This window comes from Nonomuraea typhae (assembly GCF_009760925.1).
GTDB classification, from domain to species: Bacteria; Actinomycetota; Actinomycetes; order Streptosporangiales; family Streptosporangiaceae; genus Nonomuraea; species Nonomuraea typhae.
In genome coordinates this window covers 96,788-114,131 of the sequence record NZ_VRLV01000013.1, presented here as the reverse complement: position 1 = coordinate 114,131, position 17,344 = coordinate 96,788, and the positions used below count along the sequence as shown (strand labels likewise).

16 protein-coding genes are annotated in these 17,344 nt (G+C 71.4%); 7 read left to right on the top strand and 9 right to left on the bottom strand.

Features of this window, described 5'->3' with window-relative positions; all coding sequences use genetic code 11:
- Positions 1-45: 45 nt before the first annotated feature.
- Positions 46-1,125, top strand: a complete 1,080-nt coding sequence (locus FVE25_RS38290) for a winged helix DNA-binding domain-containing protein (RefSeq protein ID WP_157252392.1) — start codon at positions 46-48, stop codon at positions 1,123-1,125.
- Here the strand turns inward: FVE25_RS38290 and FVE25_RS38285 are convergent.
- From FVE25_RS38285 to FVE25_RS38270, 4 genes are all read right to left on the bottom strand, one after another.
- Positions 1,122-1,544, bottom strand: a complete 423-nt coding sequence (locus FVE25_RS38285; RefSeq protein ID WP_157252391.1) for a nucleoside deaminase — start codon at positions 1,542-1,544, stop codon at positions 1,122-1,124. The genes FVE25_RS38290 and FVE25_RS38285 overlap by 4 nt on opposite strands.
- Positions 1,541-2,383 (bottom strand): LLM class flavin-dependent oxidoreductase, encoded by an 843-nt coding sequence (locus FVE25_RS38280; RefSeq protein ID WP_157252390.1) that lies wholly within the window; start codon positions 2,381-2,383, stop codon positions 1,541-1,543. Before FVE25_RS38280 ends, FVE25_RS38285 begins: the two co-directional genes overlap by 4 nt.
- 73 nt (positions 2,384-2,456) lie before the next feature.
- Complete coding sequence (locus tag FVE25_RS38275) at positions 2,457-3,350, bottom strand: MurR/RpiR family transcriptional regulator (protein ID WP_246268102.1); 894 nt, start codon at positions 3,348-3,350, stop codon at positions 2,457-2,459.
- Complete coding sequence (locus tag FVE25_RS38270; RefSeq protein ID WP_157252388.1) at positions 3,347-4,765, bottom strand: glycoside hydrolase family 3 protein; 1,419 nt, start codon at positions 4,763-4,765, stop codon at positions 3,347-3,349. The genes FVE25_RS38275 and FVE25_RS38270 overlap by 4 nt, the downstream gene beginning before the upstream one ends.
- Before the next feature lie 91 nt (positions 4,766-4,856).
- On the opposite strand from FVE25_RS38270, the gene FVE25_RS38265 reads away from it, so the two are divergent.
- Entirely contained in the window at positions 4,857-6,380 is a 1,524-nt protein-coding gene (locus tag FVE25_RS38265; protein ID WP_157252387.1) for a glycoside hydrolase family 10-like protein, read from the top strand.
- An 8-nt stretch (positions 6,381-6,388) separates the two neighbouring features.
- On the top strand, positions 6,389-7,489 hold the full coding sequence (locus FVE25_RS38260; protein WP_157252386.1) for an anhydro-N-acetylmuramic acid kinase: 1,101 nt from the start codon (positions 6,389-6,391) through the stop codon (positions 7,487-7,489).
- Here FVE25_RS38260 and FVE25_RS38255 read toward each other — a convergent pair.
- The gene (locus FVE25_RS38255; protein ID WP_157252385.1) at positions 7,484-8,131 is read right to left on the bottom strand and encodes an FHA domain-containing protein; all 648 of its coding nucleotides are present in this window, start codon (positions 8,129-8,131) and stop codon (positions 7,484-7,486) included. The genes FVE25_RS38260 and FVE25_RS38255 overlap by 6 nt on opposite strands.
- Positions 8,132-8,351: 220 nt before the next feature.
- Between FVE25_RS38255 and FVE25_RS38250 the strand changes: the two genes are divergently transcribed.
- Together FVE25_RS38250 and FVE25_RS38245 are read left to right on the top strand one after the other, a co-directional pair.
- Positions 8,352-9,464 carry a citrate/2-methylcitrate synthase gene (locus tag FVE25_RS38250; RefSeq protein ID WP_157252384.1) on the top strand — a complete coding sequence of 371 codons (1,113 nt, stop codon included), beginning with the start codon at positions 8,352-8,354 and terminating at the stop codon, positions 9,462-9,464.
- Entirely contained in the window at positions 9,412-9,744 is a 333-nt protein-coding gene (locus tag FVE25_RS38245) for a DUF3017 domain-containing protein (protein WP_281367949.1), read from the top strand. Before FVE25_RS38250 ends, FVE25_RS38245 begins: the two co-directional genes overlap by 53 nt.
- Positions 9,745-9,793: 49 nt before the next feature.
- Here the strand turns inward: FVE25_RS38245 and FVE25_RS38240 are convergent, their stop codons facing one another.
- Positions 9,794-11,995, bottom strand: coding sequence for an NADP-dependent isocitrate dehydrogenase (locus FVE25_RS38240; protein ID WP_157252382.1), 2,202 nt, complete (start codon positions 11,993-11,995; stop codon positions 9,794-9,796).
- Between the two features lie 217 nt (positions 11,996-12,212).
- Between FVE25_RS38240 and FVE25_RS38235 the strand changes: the two genes are divergently transcribed.
- Positions 12,213-13,196, top strand: coding sequence for a polysaccharide deacetylase family protein (locus tag FVE25_RS38235; RefSeq protein WP_246268092.1), 984 nt, complete (start codon positions 12,213-12,215; stop codon positions 13,194-13,196).
- Here the strand turns inward: FVE25_RS38235 and FVE25_RS38230 are convergent.
- Complete coding sequence (locus FVE25_RS38230) at positions 13,193-14,185, bottom strand: TolB-like translocation protein (protein WP_157252380.1); 993 nt, start codon at positions 14,183-14,185, stop codon at positions 13,193-13,195. The two genes, FVE25_RS38235 and FVE25_RS38230, sit on opposite strands and share 4 nt — an antisense overlap.
- On the bottom strand, positions 14,182-15,615 hold the full coding sequence (locus FVE25_RS38225; RefSeq protein ID WP_157252379.1) for a WD40 repeat domain-containing protein: 1,434 nt from the start codon (positions 15,613-15,615) through the stop codon (positions 14,182-14,184). The genes FVE25_RS38230 and FVE25_RS38225 overlap by 4 nt, the downstream gene beginning before the upstream one ends.
- Positions 15,616-15,658: 43 nt before the next feature.
- Between FVE25_RS38225 and FVE25_RS38220 the strand changes: the two genes are divergently transcribed.
- Positions 15,659-16,165: a hypothetical protein gene (locus tag FVE25_RS38220; RefSeq protein ID WP_157252378.1), complete on the top strand. Its 507-nt coding sequence runs from the start codon at positions 15,659-15,661 to the stop codon at positions 16,163-16,165.
- Here the strand turns inward: FVE25_RS38220 and FVE25_RS38215 are convergent.
- Positions 16,162-17,277, bottom strand: a complete 1,116-nt coding sequence (locus tag FVE25_RS38215) for a saccharopine dehydrogenase family protein (RefSeq protein WP_157252377.1) — start codon at positions 17,275-17,277, stop codon at positions 16,162-16,164. The two genes, FVE25_RS38220 and FVE25_RS38215, sit on opposite strands and share 4 nt — an antisense overlap.
- Between the last annotated feature and the right edge of the window lie 67 nt (positions 17,278-17,344).

Here is a 17,344-nt window from a genome sequence, read left to right as displayed (position 1 = left end):
CTAACGCGGAAAGAATCTTGCCGCATTAGGCGATACACATGACTCATGACCAGCATCGACCTGCGCACGCTCAACCGGACCCTGCTCGAACGGCACTTCCTCATCGACCGCACGGACCGCTCGGCGCACGACGTCATCCGCCACCTGGTCGCCCTCCAGGGCCAGGAGCCCAACTGGCCCCATATCGGGCTGTGGTCGCGGGTGGCCGGATTTCGGCGCGATGACCTGGAGGCGCTGGTGCGGGCGCGCACGGTGGTGCGTTCCACGATGGTGCGCCGGACGATGCACCTGGCCGACGCAGAAGACTTCGCGTGGCTGCGGCCGAGCGTGCGCTCGATCGTCGAGGTGGCGCTGACCCACCCCTATTTCGCCGACGAGCTGACCGGCGTGGACGCGGCCGAGCTGGCCAGGGAAGGCCGGGACGCGCTGGCCGGGCGGGCCCTCACGCGCAAGGCGCTCGGCGAGGCGCTGGCCGGGCGCTTCCCGGTCAAGGTGACCAGGCGGCTGGCGGACGCGGTGGAGCTCCTGGTGCCGCTCGTCCATCTGCCACCGGCCGCCGCCTGGGGGCGATGGGGGAGCCCGGCGGGGATCGAGGTGTCGCTGGCCGAGGAATGGATGGGGCGGCCCCTGGAGGACGGGCCGCGGCTGGAGACGCTGGTGCTGCGGTACCTGGCCGCGTTCGGGCCCGCGAGCGTCATGGACATCCAGTCGTGGGCGGGCGTGACCCGGTTGCGCGAGGTGGTGGACGGCCTGCGGCTCAGGGTGTACCGCGGCCCGGACGGCAAGGAGCTGTACGACCTCCCTGACGCCCCCCTCGCCGACCCCGGCCGGCCGGTCCCGGTACGCTTCCTGCCCGCCTTCGACGTCGCGTTGCTCGGGCACCGGGACCGCAGCAGGGTGATCTGTGAGGAGTACCGCCGGCGCTACGCCAAGGGGGCCTCGGGCGGGGTGCCGATGTTCCTGGTGGACGGGTTCGTCCGCGGCACGTGGGCGGTGGCCGGGCAGGACTTGGTGGTACGGCCGCTGGCCCCGCTCTCGGCACGCGAACGGGACGAGGTCGAGGAGGAGGCCGAGCGACTCCTCGCCTTCATCGGGGGCGACCGGCTGGAGATGGCCCTCGCCTAGTAGTAGCCCTCGACCGGGACCTTGGCCTCGTCGTGGAGCGCCGGGCCCTCCATGGCGACCTTCGCGGTGGTGACCACCGATTTGAGGTCGTCGAGCTGGGCGCCGGACAGCGCGTAGACGACCCGGCCGAGCCCGGAGCGTTCGATCGCGCCGGTGCACATTCCGCACGGCTGGCAGCTGGTGTACATGGTGGTGGCCGCCGCGGCCTCCGGGGTGAGCTCGCGGGCCGCCCACACGGCCAGCTTCAGCTCGGGGTGCAAGCTGATGTCCCGGTCGGTGATCGTGGTGTTGTGCTCCTCGGCGAGGATCGTGCCGTCGGCGGCGGCCAGCAGCGAGCCGAACGGCGGATTGCCGGAGGCGCGCCCCGCGGCGGCCAGTTCGATGGCCCGCCGGAGCAGGCGCTCGTCGTCAGGTGTCATGAAAGCTCCCATCGTGTCGCGACCGTGGCCAGAGCCTGCCAGGCCACCTCAGGGTGAAGGGTCTCATCCGGGTCGCCGTCGAAGGGGTCGAGCACGACGCTCCGGCTGCCGAGCGCGCGCAGTTCGTCCAGGTCGGCGAGGATCTGGGACAGGGTGCCGACACCGGCCGGCCGTTCCGGATCGGTGACGGGAGTGTCGCTGAGACGCAGCTGGATGCGCGGCGCCAGCTCCGGAACCGGCCGCTCCAGCTCGCCGGCCAGCGCCCGCAACCGCTCCAGCCGCTCGCGCAGCCGCGCGGGGGTGAGCCGCAGGGGATGCCAGGCATCACCCAGCAGCACCGCCCGGCGCAGGGCCGCGTCACTGCTCCCACCCACCCAGATCGGGATATGCCCGGCACGGTAGTCGTGTGCGTCCGCCCACGCCGCGCGGATCGTGCGCAGGTACTCGTCGGTCACCTTCCCCCTCAGCCGGTACGGCTGGCCGAGCGCCTCGAACTCCTCCCGCGCCCACCCCACGCCCACACCCAGCACCAACCGCCCCCCGCTGAGCTGGTTGAGGTTGGCGGCCATGCGGGCGACCAGGAGCGGATGCCGGTAGGGCACGATGAGCACGGTGGTGCCGAGCTTGACCCGTTCGGTGACGCCGGCCAGCCAGGACAGCGTGGTGAAGGGCTCGTAGAAGGGGGCCGGGTACTGCGCGGCCACGTCGGGGGTGATGGCCACGTGATCGGAGACCATGAGCAGCCCGTAGCCGAGCCCCTCAACGGTTTGCGCCCAGCGCCGAAGGATGGCCGGGTCTGTCCCGGGCCCGAAATTGGGAACGTTGACGCCGATTTCCACCCGTTCAGGCTATCCGCGATAGATCACGAGCCGGTCTGTTTCAGCGCAGACACGCACCTTCTAGGCAACCTTGTCATCGGCCTCGGTAGCGGTCGGTGGCTTCTCGGGTGGCTCGGATGGCTGCGTTGGCGCTTTCGTAGGTGCGCTGGGCCAGGCCCACGAAGATGCAGTCCACGATGAGCAACTGGCTGATCCGGCTGGCCAGGGCGCCCGGGCGGAAGGCGGTTTCGCGGCCGGCCGAGACCAGCGTGTGGTCGGCCAGGTCGGCCAGTGAGGAGCGCGGGTTGTTGGTGATGGCCACGAGCATGGCCCCGGCGTCCTTGGCGGTGCGCGCGGGCACGAGCACGTCCGGGGTTTCGCCGGTGCAGCTGATCGCCACCACCACGTCCTGGTCGCACAGCAGGGCGGCGCTGGTCAACGCCAGGTGGGCGTCGCTGAACGGGTGGCTGGACAACCCGATGCGCAGGAGCTTCTGCGACATGTCGGTGGCGACCAGGCCGGAGGCGGCCACGCCGTACACGTCGACGCGGCGCGCCCGCGCGATGGCGGCCACGACCGCGTCCAGCCGGTCGGGGTCGAGCTGGGCGGCGGTGTCGGCCAGGGCCTCCGACTCGCCGCGGGCGACCTTGGCGATCACGTCCGTGAGCGGGTCGTCCGGGCCGATGTCGCCGGGGACCAGGCGCTCGGGCTCCTTGGCCACCGCCGCGGCCAGCGCGAAGCGCATCTGGGAGTACCCGGCGAAGCCCAGCGCGCGGGCGGTGCGCACGATCGTCGCCTCGCTGGTGCCCGAGACCGCGCTGAACTCGGTGATCGTGCTGCGCACCACCAGGCCCGGATCGTCGAGGACGATCCGGGCGATGGCCTGGGCGGCAGGGGTCAGCGACGGCAGCACGGCCCGGACCGCGGCCACCGGGTTCGCCGGCTCGGCCCCGGCCTGAGCCCTGCCGCCCCCTCGCGGCTCGTTCACGTGGTTAGCCATTCCGCCGCCGCCTCCGCCGACACCCGCGACAGCCCGTTCGTGGCGATGAAGGCGGCCCCGGCCGGTTCGTCGCCCGGGATGCCGGTGTCCACGACGATCACGTCGGGGCACAGCGCGGCAGCCTGGGCGATCCGCTCGCGTACCCACGCGTGCCGGGCCGAGTCGTGCACCACCAGCACGACCGGCCGATCGTCGAAGGCGGGCAGTTCGCCCCCGGACGGGAGCTGGACCCGCTCGGTGCCGGGCAGCCGCGCGGCCAGGGCCGCGGTGAGGCCGGTCGGCGTGGACGGGTCCACGGCCTGGTTGAGGCGCGTGTTGACCTCCACCACGAGCGGCGGCCGAGTCAGCGTGGCGGCGCCGGTGACGGTCAGCGCGGCCCTGGCCGCCTCCAGGCCCACGCCGGGGTCGTCAGGGGCCGAACGATCCTGCTTGCCGTACCACTCGACGACGGCGCGCACCCGCGCGGCCGCCTCCTCCAGCCGCGCGGCGGGCAGGTCGCCGGAGCGGACGGCGGCCACGATCGCGTCGCGCAGCTCGTGCAGCCCGCGCTCGTCGACGATGCCGGCGCAGATGGCGTCCACCCCGGCGGCGAGCGCGCGCACGGCGATCTCGCCGGGGGAGTACCGCGCGGCGACCGCCTTCATCTCGATGGCGTCGGTGACCAGCATGCCGTCGAAGCCGAGCTCGTCGCGCAGCAGCCCGGTGAGGACGGTACGGCTGAGCGTCGCCGGCAGTTCCGGATCCAGGGCGGGCACGAGCAGGTGGCCGCACATGACCGCCTGGACCCCGGCGGCGATCGCGGCGCGGAACGGCGGCAGGTCGCGCTGCCGCAGTTCGCCGGCCGAGGCGTGCACGGTGGGCAGGTCCAGGTGGGAGTCGGTGATCGTGTCGCCGTGCCCGGGGAAGTGCTTGGCGCAGGCGGCCACTCCGGCGCTTTGCAGGCCGCGGATGTAGGCGACGGCGTGCCGGGCGACGAGGCCGGGTTCCGGGCCGAAGGAGCGCACGCCGATGACCGGGTTGGCGGGGTTGGCGTTGACGTCGACCGAGGGCGCGTAGTCGAGCGTGACGCCGGCGTCGGCGAGCATGCGGCCGATCTGCCGGCCGGTCCGTTCGGTGAGGGTTTCGTCGTCGGCGACGCCGAGCGCGCGGTTGCCGGGGAAGGAGCTGCCCGTCCGCGCCTCGAAGCGGGTGACGACGCCGCCCTCCTCGTCCACGGCGATCACCGTGTCGGGGTTCTCCGCGCGGATCTGGGGGATGAGATGCTCGCTCGGGAGGTTGCGGGCGAACAGTACGGCGCCGCCCAATCCTTCACCTAGTGCCCGGCGCAGCCAGTCGGGGGCGGTGGTCCCCTCGAAGCCAGGCTGGAGGACGGCTAGGGCAAGTCGATGGAGGTCAGACGACATGCGGCATTTTCCTTCACAATCGTTGTATTGAAGGTAATTTTCTGTCATCGTCGCCCCAGACACAACCACTTCCCGAGAGGCCACCCCCCAGATGCCCAGCAGACGGACCGTTTTCAAGGGTCTCGCCCTCGCCGCCGCAGCCTCCGTCGTCCCGCTTCCCGCCTTCGCCGCCACCGGCTACGTTCCGCCCCTGCGCCAGATGCGCGGCATGTGGATCGCCTCCGTGGTCAACATCAACTGGCCGTCCAGAAAGGGCCTCACGGCCGAGGAGCAGAAGGCCGAATACCTCGCCTGGCTCGACCTGGCCGTCGAGCGCAAGCTCAACTCGGTGTTCGTGCAGATCCGGCCCACGGCCGACGCGTTCTGGTCCTCGCCGTACGAGCCGTGGTCGGAGTGGATCACCGGGGTTCAGGGGCAGGACCCCGGCTACGACCCGCTCGGCTTCGCCGTCGAGGAGACCCACAAGCGCGGCCTGGCCTTCCACGCGTGGTTCAACCCCTACCGCGTCTCGATGCAGCCCGACCCGGCCAAGCTCCACCCCGACCACCCCGGCCGCAAGAACCCCGAGTGGATCCTGCCGTTCGGCGGCAAGCTCTACTACAACCCGGGCCTGCCCGAGGTGCGCAAGTTCTGCCAGGACGCCATGCTCGACGCGATCACCCGCTACGACATCGACGGCCTGCACTTCGACGACTACTTCTACCCGACCAACACTGCGGCCTTCGACGACAGCGCCGCCTTCGCCAAGTACGGCGCCGGCTTCCCCGACCTGGCCGCCTGGCGGCGCAACAACGTCGACCTCATGGTCTCGGAGATGCAGCAGCGGGTGCGCGAGGTCAAGCCCGAGGTCTCCTGGGGCATCAGCCCGTCGGGCATCTGGCGCAACAAGGCCAGTGACCCGCTCGGCTCCGACACCGCCGGCGGCCAGTCCTACGACAACCTGCACGCCGACACCCGCGGCTGGGTGAAGAAGGGCTGGCTCGACTACATCGCGCCCCAGCTCTACTGGTACATCGGCCAGCCGCCGGCCGACTACGCCAAGCTGGTGCCGTGGTGGTCGGACGTGGCCAAGGGCACCGGCACGCTGCTGTGGATCGGCCAGGCCGCCTACAAGGCGGGCGACCCGGCCCAGGCGCCGCAGTGGCAGGACCCGGCCGAACTGTCCAGGCACCTCACGCTCAACCGCAACCACCCCGAGATCAGCGGCGACATCTGGTTCAGCGCCGGTGACGTGCGCGCCGACCGGATCAAGTCCGTCACCACCGCGGTCAACGAGCACCACCAGCGCCCCGCGCTGGCGCCGCTGCTGCCGCGCCTGGCCGGCGGCCGCGCCCCCAGCCGTCCCGTGATCGCGCGGGCCCGCAAGGTGAGCGCCGGCGTCGAGCTCAAGATCGTGGCGACCGGCCGGGCGGAGCCGTTCCAGTTCGCGATCTTCCGTTCCGCCGGGCCGATCCACTCCTTCGACGACGCCCGCGACCTGGTGGCCGTGCTGCCCGGCGACCGGGTCCTGAGCTGGACAGATCCGGCCGGCAAGCGGGGCGACCACTACTACGCGATGGCCGTGGACCGGGTGAGCAGGACCTCGCGGCCCAGCTTCCCCGCCCGCGCGAGGTAAGGAGAGCCATGCGGGTCCTCGGGATGATGTCGGGAACGTCCCACGACGGGATCGACACCGCGATCGTCGACTGGACGCCGGCCGGCGGCGTGCTCACCGGCACGATCCTCGCCACCGGCGAGCGCCCCTACCCCGAGGACCTGAGGGCCCGCATCGTCGCCGCCCTGCCGCCCGGCGAGGTCGGCATGGGCGAGGTCTGCGCCCTGGACACCCTCATCGGCCAGGAGTTCGCCGAAGCAGCCCGTACGGCGGGGCCGGCCGACCTCGTCTGCTCCCACGGGCAGACCCTCTTCCACTGGGTCTCCGGCGGCGGCGTCCTGGGCACGCTCCAGCTCGGCCAGCCCGCCTGGATCGCCGAGTGCACCGGGCTGCCCGTCGTCTCCGACCTGCGCGTGCGGGACGTGGCCGCCGGAGGCAACGGGGCGCCGCTGGTGTCCTATCTCGACCTGCTCATGCTCAACGGCCTCGGCGGCCGGGCCGGCGCGCTCAACCTCGGGGGCATCGCCAACCTCACGGTCGCCGGCGCGGCCATCGCCTACGACACCGGGCCGGCCTGCGCGCTGATCGACGCGGCGGCGCCGCCGTACGACAAGGACGGGGTGCTCGGCGCGGCGGGGAAGATCGACGAGCGCCTGCTGGCGGAGCTGCTCGCCGAGCCGTACTACGCGCTCGAGCCGCCCAAGACGACGGGCAAGGAACTGTTCACGGCCTCGTACGTGAGGGAGACCCCGCTCGCGCAGGCCGATCTCGTGGCGACGCTGACCGCGCTCACCGCCGAGACGGTGGCGGCGGAGATCCGGCGGCACGCCCTCGACACCGTGGTCGTCTCCGGGGGCGGCGTGCGCAATCCCACGCTCATGGGCATGCTGCGCGAGCGCACCGCGGCCCGGCTCGTGCCCAGCGACGAGCTGGGCGTGCCCGCGGACGCGAAGGAGGCCATCGCGTTCTCGCTGTTCGGCTGGCTGACCGCGCATGGTCTGCCCGCTACCGTGCCCAGTTGCACCGGTGCGGTGGGCGCACGCGTCCTGGGCACGATAACGCCGGGATCCGGGCCTCTGGTGCTGCCGGAACCCCTCGCCGAAGCCCCGGTAGCGATCCGTTTCCTATGAAGCCCTGCGTCCCGCCGCCGACGGCTGCTGCTCCGCCGGTGTTCCTGACCGCTGCGGCGGCACCACGGGGGTGGGCCGGACCAGGCCGAGGGCGACGACCTCGTTGGCCAGCCGGGTGCGCCGGTTGGTTCCTTCGGGGATTCTGAACTTCTGGTAGAGCCGCAGAAGGTGCTGCTTGACCGCGGCCTCGGTCACCACCAGGTCGTCGGCGATCTCGCGGGCGGTCGCCGGAGCGACGAACGCCTCGTCCGACAGCGCCGGCCGGCACAGCGAGGTCAGCACGTCGACCTCGCGCCGGGTCAGCTCCGGGGCCGCCGCTCTCCTCAGCTCCACCTCGGGGGTGAAGTCCTCGCGCGGAACCCCGCCGATCCGGCCGCGGGCGGCGCCGAAGGAGACGACGTCGCCGTCGTCGAGGACCCTCCGGGCGATCGGCCTGCCGTTCACCCGGGTGCCGTTGCGGGACAAGCCCAGGTCAACGACGTACAGGTAGGGTCCTCTCCGGACGAATTCGGCATGGAGCCGAGACACGCTGGGATCGGTGAGTCGGATGTCGACACCGCGACCTCTGCCGACCGTCGTGATCTCGGGGCGCAACGGGACCACCTCGCCAGTGTCCTCGATGCGTATGAACGGCCCCTCCACGGCAGTTCCCTTCCGTTAGCGGACGCAGCGTGAGACGGCGGCAGTTCCTCCTCGGGTAGCCCGCCGTAACTATTACTACAGCTCCGGCTTACCCAAACGAGGGGATGGGGAATCGCCTTTGCCATAAGGAGAATCCAGCATGAAATTGGTCTGGACCTCTGCGGCCGGTTTTGCCTGCTCACGGGTAGACTTCCAGCGACGATAAGCGGAGGAAGCGCCCATGGCGGACAACACTAAAGGCCTGGCAGATGTCGTAGCCGCGTCCACGGCACTCAGCGACATCGACGGCAGGGCCGGTCGCCTGTTCTACCGCGGATACGACATCCACGACCTGGCCGGCCACGCGACGTTCGAAGAGACCGCGCATCTGCTCCAGCGCGGCAAGCTCCCCAACCGCGCCGAGCTCCAGGCGTTCGGTGACGAGCTGGTCGCCGGGCGGGAACTCGGCCCGCTCGTCTCGGCCAACATCGCCGAGATCGCCGGTAAGCAGAAACCCATGGAGGCGTTGCGCTCACTGGTCTCGCTGGCCAGCGCCGACGACCCCGACCGCGACTCGATCGCGCCCGAGGCCGACCTGCGCAAGGCCGCCCGGCTGACCGCCCAGCAGCCGCTCCTGGTCGCCCACTACCACGCCGCCCGCTCGGGCAAGGGCGTGCCGGAGGCCGACCCGTCGCTCAGCATCGCCGGCAACTTCCTGCTCCAGGTGGCCGGCCACGCACCCTCCGCACGCGAGGCGGAGATCTTCGACGAGTGCCTGGTGCTGCACGCCGACCACACCATGAACGCCTCGACGTTCGCCGCCCGGGTCTGCGCGGCGACGCTGTCGGACATGCACTCCGCCATCGTCGCGGCCATCGGCACGCTGAAGGGCCCCCTGCACGGCGGCGCCAACGAGCAGGTCATGAAGACGCTGGAGTCGATCTCGCCGGACGGCGTGGCGCAGGCCGTACGCGACAAGCTCGCCGCGGGCGAGAAGATCATGGGCTTCGGCCACCGCGTCTACAAGACCGAGGACCCGCGCGCCACACACCTGCGCCGCATGTCGGAGGAGCTGTCGGGGGACGACCCGAAGTACTACCGGATGTCCAAGGAGATGGAAGAGGTGGTCTTCGAGACCAAGGGCCTCTACCCGAACGTGGACTTCTACGCCGCTTCGGTCTACCACTACCTGGGGATTCCGACCGACCTGTTCACGGCGGTCTTCTCGATCAGCCGCATGTCCGGCTGGACGGCGCACGTCATCGAGCAACACGCGGACAACCGGCTGATTCGCCCCGATAGTGAGTACATTGGGGAGCGCGATCAGAAATGGAAACCTATTGACGAGCGGTGAGGGATGGGGGCCGTTCCCGTTGATTCTGGCGGGAGCGGTGCTTGCCGTGCTCACGATCCTCTTCGTGGACGCCGAGTGGGGGGCGTTCGCGCTGGGCGCCGTGCTGCTCGTGGCCGGCGCGTTGCGTTTCGCGGGGTACGGCGGGCTCATGGCGGTCCGGACGCCGCGGACCGACATGGTGCTCTACGGGGGATTCGGCGTCGGCCTGGTGGCCGTGGGGATGTTCCTGCAGTTCGGCGACGTGCTCAAGCCCGCCGTGCTCCAGTTGCTCGGGGGATAGCGACAGAAAGGGCGGTGGGGTGCGCACCCACCGCCCGTTTCCGATGCCGTCAGAGGCTGTCGATGGCCTGGTTGAAGGTCTTCGACGGGCGCATGACCGCCGCCGCCTTGGCCGGGTCCGGCTGGAAGTAGCCGCCGAGGTCCACGGGCGAGCCCTGGACGGCCAGCAGCTCGTCCGAGATCACCTGCTCCTGGTCGGACAGCGTCTTGGCCAGACCGGCGAACGCCGCCGCCACCTCGGCGTCGTCGGTCTGCTTGGCCAGCTCCTGGGCCCAGTACAGGGACAGGAAGAAGTGGCTGCCGCGGTTGTCGATGCCGCCCAGCTTGCGGGCCGGCGACTTGTTCTCGTTGAGGAACGTCGCCGTCGCGCGGTCGAGCGTGTCGGCCAGGATCTGGGCGCGGGCATTGCCCGTGGTCCTGGCGAGGTGCTCGAAGCTGGCCGCGAGCGCGAGGAACTCGCCGAGGCTGTCCCAGCGCAGGTAGTTCTCCTTGACGAGCTGCTGCACGTGCTTGGGCGCGGAGCCGCCCGCGCCGGTCTCGAACAGACCGCCGCCGGCCAGCAGCGGGACGATCGAGAGCATCTTGGCGCTGGTGCCCAGCTCCAGGATCGGGAACAGGTCGGTCAGGTAGTCGCGCAGCACGTTGCCGGTGACCGAGATGGTGTTCTCGCCCCGGCGGATGCGCTCCAGCGAGAACGTGATCGCCTCGACCGGCGCCAGGATCCTGATGTCCAGGCCCTCGGTGTCGTGCTCCGGCAGGTAGGCGTTGACCTTCTCGATCAGGCTGGCGTCGTGGGCACGGGTCGCGTCGAGCCAGAAGACCGCCGGGTCGCCGGTCGCGCGGGCACGCGAGACGGCGAGCTTCACCCAGTCCTGGACGGGGATGTCCTTGGTCTGGCACATGCGCCAGATGTCACCGGCGCTGACCGTGTGCTCCAGCACCACGGCGCCGTCGGCGTCCACGACGCGTACCTGGCCGGTGGCCGGGATCTCGAAGGTCTTGTCGTGGCTGCCGTACTCCTCGGCCTTCTGCGCCATGAGGCCGACGTTCGGCACCGAGCCCATGGTCGCGGGGTCGAAGGCGCCGTGGGCGCGGCAGTCGTCGAGGACGGCCTGGTAGATGCCGGCGTAGCTGCTGTCCGGGATGACGGCCAGCGTGTCGGCCTCGTTGCCGTCGGGGCCCCACATGTGGCCGGACTGGCGGATCATCGCCGGCATCGAGGCGTCCACGATGACGTCGCTGGGCACGTGCAGGTTCGTGATGCCGCGGTCGGAGTCGACCATGGCCAGCGCCGGGCCCTCGGCCAGCTCGGCCGCGAAGCTCGCCTTGATCTCCTCGCTCGCGGCGCCGAGGATCGTGCCCAGGCCGTCGTTCGGGCTCAGGCCCGCCTGGGCGAGCTGCTCGCCGTACGTGGCGAAGGTGTTGGGGAAGAAGGCGCGGATCACGTGGCCGAAGATGATCGGGTCGGAGACCTTCATCATCGTCGCCTTCAGATGCACCGAGAAGAGCACGCCGTCGGCCTTGGCGCGGGCCACCTGGGCGGTGAGGAACTCGCGCAGCGCGGCCACCCGCATGACCGAGGCGTCGACGACCTCGCCCTCCAGGACCGGCACCGACTCGCGCAGCACCGTGGTGCTGCCGTCGTCGCCGTGGAGCTCGATGCGCAGCGTCGTGGCCTTCTTCAGGATCGCGGACTTCTCCGAGGAGCGGAAGTCGTCGGCGGTCATGTGGGCCACGTTGGTCTTGGAGTCCGCGCTCCACTTGCCCATGCGGTGCGGGTGGGCCTTGGCGTACGCCTTCACCGAGGCCGGGGCGCGGCGGTCGGAGTTGCCCTCGCGCAGCACGGGGTTGACCGCGCTGCCCTTGACCTTGTCGTAGCGGGCGCGGATCTCGCGCTCCTCGTCGGTCTTCGGGTCCTCCGGATAGTCGGGCAGGTCGTAGCCCTGCTCCCGGAGTTCGGCGATGGCGCCCTTGAGCTGCGGGATCGAGGCGGAGATGTTCGGCAGCTTGATGATGTTGGCCGCAGGGGTCTTCGCCAGCTCGCCGAGCTCGGCCAGGGCGTCGCCGATGCGCCGGCTCTCGTCGAGCCGCTCGGGGAAGCTGGCGATGATCCGCCCGGCCAGGGAGATGTCACGGCTTTCCACGCGCACTCCGGCCTTGGCGGCGTACGCCTGGATCACCGGCAGGAACGAGTACGTGGCCAGGGCTGGGGCCTCGTCGGTGTGCGTGTAAATGATGGTCGAATCTGTCACCGGATGTCCGCTCCACGTCTGCGATTGCTTGACATCAAGATATCCGGTGGCCGGTCCGCCCGCGACAGGCCCACCTTTGGCGATCTCTTTTGCCGTACGACGGAGTGGCGCAGTTGCCGCATGGGCACGTCACACGGAGTAACTGAAAGGTCGCATTGTGTGGGGGGAACCGATGCGTCTGAGAGGCGTTCTCGGATTGGTCGCGCTTGGCGCGGTCGTGACTGGGTGTGGATCCGAACCGGCCGTCAAGCCGGTCACGCAGGCCGACGCGGCGGTCAGGATCCAGCAGGCCAAGCAGGCCAAGGCCGCGGCGGCGGCCAAGGTCAAGGCCAACGAGCTGGGTCAGGTGCCGGTGCTGATGTACCACCGGATCATCAAGAATCCGGGCTCCGACGACGACCGGACGCCCGAGAAGTTCCGCGCCGACCTCGAACGCCTGGCCGCTGACGGCTACGTCCCGATCACCGCGGCCGAGTACGCCACCGGGAAGATCGGCATCCCGGCGGGCAAACACCCGGTCGTGCTCACCTTCGACGACTCCTCGCCCTCTCAGCTCGACCTCGACGACCTCGGGGTGCCCCGGCAGGACACCGCCGTAGCCATCCTGCGCGAGATCGCCGCCAAGCACCCCGGCTTCCGCCCGGTCGCCACCTTCTACGTCACCCGTGACATGTTCGGCAAGACCGTCAAGGAGGAGCAGGCCCAGGCGCTGCTCTGGCTGAAGGACAACGGCTTCGACATCGGCAACCACACCCGCGACCACGTCAACCTGGGCACCCGCTCCCAGAAGGAGGTGACCGAGCAGATCACCTCGATCCAGAAGCAGGTCAACTCCCTGGCCTACCACCAGCCGGTGACGCTGGCCCTGCCGTACGGGAGCCAGCCGCGCAAGAAGGACTGGGCGCTGCGCGGCAAGGGCGACGGCGTGGCCTACAACCACAGCGGCGTCTTCCTGGCCGGGTACACGCCCGCGCCGGCGCCGTTCACCAAGACCTTCGATCCGCTCGGCATCCCGCGCATCAAGGCGATGGACAAGAAGGGCGACTGCACGCAGTTCTGCTCGACGGCGTGGCTGGACTGGCTCAAGAACAACCCGGACATGCGGTTCACCTCCGACGGTGACGTCGGCACCGTGGCGTTCCCGAAGTTCAAGGCGCCGTTCCTGCGCAAGGACTTCGCCGCCCGCGCGCTGCCGTACTAGGAGAGGCTGCCGACCACCGGGTCGGTCCAGACGAACGGGAGGTCGGCCGCGGGCCGCTCGACGATCGCGGGGGCGCCCGTGGCGCCGGTCTCCGCGTCCAGCGTGACGTAACCGTGGCGGCCCTCCTCGTCGCCGATGGCGGCGACCAGGGTGCGCTCGTCCTGCCAGCGGAGGATGCCGGTGACGGTCCAGCCCGGTGGCGGGTGCGGGGTGAGCGTGCGCGGGCGGTCTCCGGTGAACACGATGCCGGTCGTGGCCATGGCCTCCGGCGTCGCCTGCCTGGCCGGCGTGGCGAGCGTGCGGCCGGAGGGGGAGAGGGCGCCGGTGGCCGACAGGTCGCCGGGCAGCGTGAGGGCGCGCAGCGGCCGGCCCTCCGGGGTGCGGATCGTGAAGATGGTCCTGGCGACGTACCCGGGCAGGTCGCGGGCCGGTTCCGTCGCGGCGAAGACGAGGCCGGAGGCGCTCCAGCCGCGCACGGCGCCGACGTACGGCATGCGGCGCACGGTTCCGCCGACGAGGTCGACGACCTCCGGCGGGTCCTGGTCGCGCTGCATCATGAGGTACCGGTTGTCAGGGGAGAAGAGCGGCTGCAGGCCCTCCTCCACGCCGATCGCGTCCTTGGCGACCGGCAGGGGCCTGATCCGGCCGGTCGTCAGGTCGTGCACGACGTTGCCGCGTTTCGCGTCCAGCCAGTAGGCGGCCAGGGTGCCGTCCGCGCTGAGCGCGAGCTGGTTCACGGCCGAGGCGCCGGGCAGCCACCAGCGCCGGCCGGCCGAGACGAGGTTCCAGTGCGAGCAGGCGGGCTCCTGGTCGCAGGTGGGCGCATAGGCGTAGCGGACGGGGTCCGGCGCCGGGCCGTCGAGCCGGGCGGGGGCGCCCGCGGCGGAGATCGCCGGCGGGACCGTCGCGAGGTCCTCGCCCTGCCAGAGCGGCAGCACGACCCATACGGCGGCCGCCAGGACGGCCGCGGCCAGGCTCCGGCGGATCACGTGACGCTCCCGTACACCAGCCCGGCGCGGGGCTCCGGCATCTCCTTCAGGGCCTCGGCCGCGCCGGTCCGCACGTCGACCAGGTAGTGGCCGGGGCCGCCCGCGCCGCCCGGCTCGGCCTTGATCAGCAGCCGCCCGTCCGCCGACCAGCCCAGGCTGGCCTGGTCGGCGGTGCGGGGCGGGAGTTTCAGCCGCTTCCTGCCCAGGACCTCGCCGGTGGCCGGGTCCATGGTCACCACGTCGTCGAAGGTCAGCACGGTCAGCGCGGTGCCGTCCGGCGTGAGCCGTACGTCGAGGGAGGGGTCGAGGGGTGCGCGGGACAGCAAGGCGCCACGCAGGTCGAAGACGAGCACCTCGGTCGCGGGCGTGCCGGGCAGGGCGCGCGGGCCGGCGGTGCCGACGACCCGGTCGCCGCCGATGCCGAGGATCCGGGCGGCGTTCACGGTGACGGCGGCGCCGGTCTTCGTGTCGACCAGGCTCGTGCCGATGGCGGCGTGGCGGCCGTCGCGGGAGAAGACGATCTCGCCCGCGCCGGGGAGCTCTTGGGCGCCGGTCCTGTTCGGGCCGCGGTAGACCAGTCTGCCGGTGCCGCGGTCGCGGTAGATCACGTGCGCGCCGTCGCCGCTGGCGGCGAGCGGGCCGCTCGGGTCGGCCGCTCTCAACGGCGTCGGCTGCCCGCGCTCGGTCCACATTTCCCACCGGTCCCGATCCGGCTGCGCGCGGGCGAACCGCATGGGCGGCAGGGGGCCGCGTTCGATCGTCGGCGGCGGAGGGGCCGGGGCCGGGAGGATCCCGAGCAGGAGGACGCCCGTGCTGAGGAACGTGACGGCGCCGCCGCCGGCCAGCAGCACGCGGGCCGAGGTCCTGCGCGCGGTGAACTCGGCGGCCACCAGGTCCATGGTCCCCGCGGGCAGGGCCCGCCCGCGCAGGTCCCGCAGCACCAGGTGTACGGCCAGCGCCACGACGGGCGGCACGGCCAGGAAGAACCGTTCGGCCACGCCCATTTCGCCGGTGAACGACCGGACCACGAACACACCGGCCATCGCCCAGCAGGCGAGCGCGATCAGCCACCACAGGACCAGCTGCGCGCGGGGGATCAGCTCGAGCCGCCGCCCGCCCCAATGGCGTGGCCTGGTGGCGGCCAGCTGGAATTCGGCGACGAGCACTCCGGTGAGCCAGCCGTACAAGAGAAAGAGGAGATTCAGGTTTCCCAGGAAATACAGGGAAAAGGCGATGCCGCCGAGCAGGCCCGCTCCGCGCCAGGATCGTACCGCCCGGAGATAGGCGATGACGTGGTCGCCGTTATAGGGCGTGACCAGCAGCCCCTGGCGGCGGGCGAAGCGCTCCAGGACGGGCCGGGGGAGCGAACGCGCACCGAGCGCCAGCCCGATAACGATGATAATCAGCGCTAAACCAAGCGGGATTAACAACGATCACCTTTCATCACGATCGAAAAGCTAGCAGAATGCCGACGTGATTCCGAATGAGGTCTGGGATCGGCTGAATCCCGAAGCGGCCCTTGTGCGCCATGGCCGGGCCGCCATGCTCGGCGTCGTGCTGGCGGTGCTGCTCGCCTTCGCCTGGTCGTCGATCCCGCGGATCACCCAGTACGACCTCAGCCAGTTCGCGGCGCAGACGCTCGCCGACGAGCTGGGCAGGGAGCGCGACCCGATGGCCGCCGCCACCGTGACCTTCGTCAACGACAGCTTCTACCCGATCACGCTGACCGGCGTCGGCCTGCGGGCCGAGGACGTTCGCCTGGTCGCCGCGGACTTCCCCCGCGAGGTGGCCGCGGGGCAGCGCTTCGACGTCGTACTCGGCCTGGAGATCGGCGACTGCGCGGCCGCGTGGAAGGAGGCGCCGGTGGTCTTCCGCACCTCGGCGTGGTGGGGCAGCGCTGAGGTGACCGCGGCCCTGGAGCCGCCGCTGGACGGCAGCTGGCTGGAGTTCTTCAGGCGCGAGTGCGCGGTGACACCCTAGGACCTCTCCGCGAACCTGACCGCGCCGGTACGGCCCAGCCGCTCGATCAGCGCATCGCCCATCGCCACCGCCGTGGTCACCTGCCCGGCGACTTTGGGGGTGTCGTCGAAGGCCAAGCACAGCGCCGCCTCGGAGATCATCTTCGCGGTCCCGCCGTAGCCGGGGTCGGTGCCGGACACCTCGGTCACCACCCGCGCCCCGCCGCCCTCGCCCAGGAGCGTGAGCTTGAACCAGCTCGCGGCCCGCTGCTCCGGCGTGGGCCCGTCGCCGGGCCGCAGCCGGTTGAGCAGGAAGGACCGGGCGGAGGGGATCTGGGCCAGGAAGGTCAGCGCGGCGGCGCCGCCGGCCAGCGTGAGCGCCGCGGGCAGGCGGCGCACGGCGAAGTACTGGCGGTAGGTGAAGTCGGGGCCGTAGCGCTCCAGCGCCCAGGCGGAGCGGCCCACGATCTGCGGGTCGATGGTCGGCATCGGCAGCGCGTACCCGCCCACGAAGCGCGGCGGGCCGGGCAGCACGTCCACCTTGCGGCCGGGCGGCCGGACCTCCGCCGCCCAGCGGCGCGCGGACGCCTCGGCCAGCTGCCGCACCCGCGACATCGAGATCACCGCCGAGTGGAACGTCCCGCCGGAGGGCCGCCCGCCGCCCCGCATGAACGCGCTCACCTTGATCGGCACGCCCTCGGGCAGCCGGCTGACGTTGTGCAGGACGCCCAGGTCATAGGGGATGGAGTCGAAGCCGCAGGCATGTACGATCTTCGCCCCGGAGGCCACGGCCCGGTCGTGGTGGAGCAGGTACATGCGGTCCACGAACTCCGGCTCGCCGGTCAGGTCCACGTAGTGGGTGCCGGCCTCGGCGCAGGCGGCCACGAGCGGCTCGCCGTACGAGATGTAGGGGCCGACGGTGGTGATGAGCACGCGTGCCCGCCGGGCCAGGGCCGCGATGGAGTCCGGCTCGCCCACGTCGGCGACCAGGACGGGCACGCCGTGGCCGAGCGCCTCCAGCCTGGCCCGGTCCCGCCCGGCGACGGCCCAGTCGAGACCCTCTATTCCGGCCAGGTAGGCGGCGATGAGCCGCCCGGTGTAGCCGGTGGCGCCGAAGAGGACGATGTCATGCATGCCGCCAGAATCTCATTCCGGTGGCGGTCGGAAAACAGGGAACCGAGTCCGCCGTCCATCGCCACCA

Bases quoted from the DNA above. Each gene is read 5' to 3' on its own strand.
- FVE25_RS38290 (WP_157252392.1), top strand. From the start codon at position 46: ATGACCAGCATCGACCTGCGCACGCTCAACCGGACCCTGCTCGAACGG.
- FVE25_RS38285 (WP_157252391.1), bottom strand. From the start codon at position 1,544: ATGACACCTGACGACGAGCGCCTGCTCCGGCGGGCCATCGAACTGGCC.
- FVE25_RS38270 (WP_157252388.1), bottom strand. From the start codon at position 4,765: ATGTCGTCTGACCTCCATCGACTTGCCCTAGCCGTCCTCCAGCCTGGC.
- FVE25_RS38265 (WP_157252387.1), top strand. From the start codon at position 4,857: ATGCCCAGCAGACGGACCGTTTTCAAGGGTCTCGCCCTCGCCGCCGCA.
- FVE25_RS38260 (WP_157252386.1), top strand. From the start codon at position 6,389: ATGCGGGTCCTCGGGATGATGTCGGGAACGTCCCACGACGGGATCGAC.
- FVE25_RS38250 (WP_157252384.1), top strand. From the start codon at position 8,352: ATGGCGGACAACACTAAAGGCCTGGCAGATGTCGTAGCCGCGTCCACG.
- FVE25_RS38215 (WP_157252377.1), bottom strand. From the start codon at position 17,277: ATGCATGACATCGTCCTCTTCGGCGCCACCGGCTACACCGGGCGGCTC.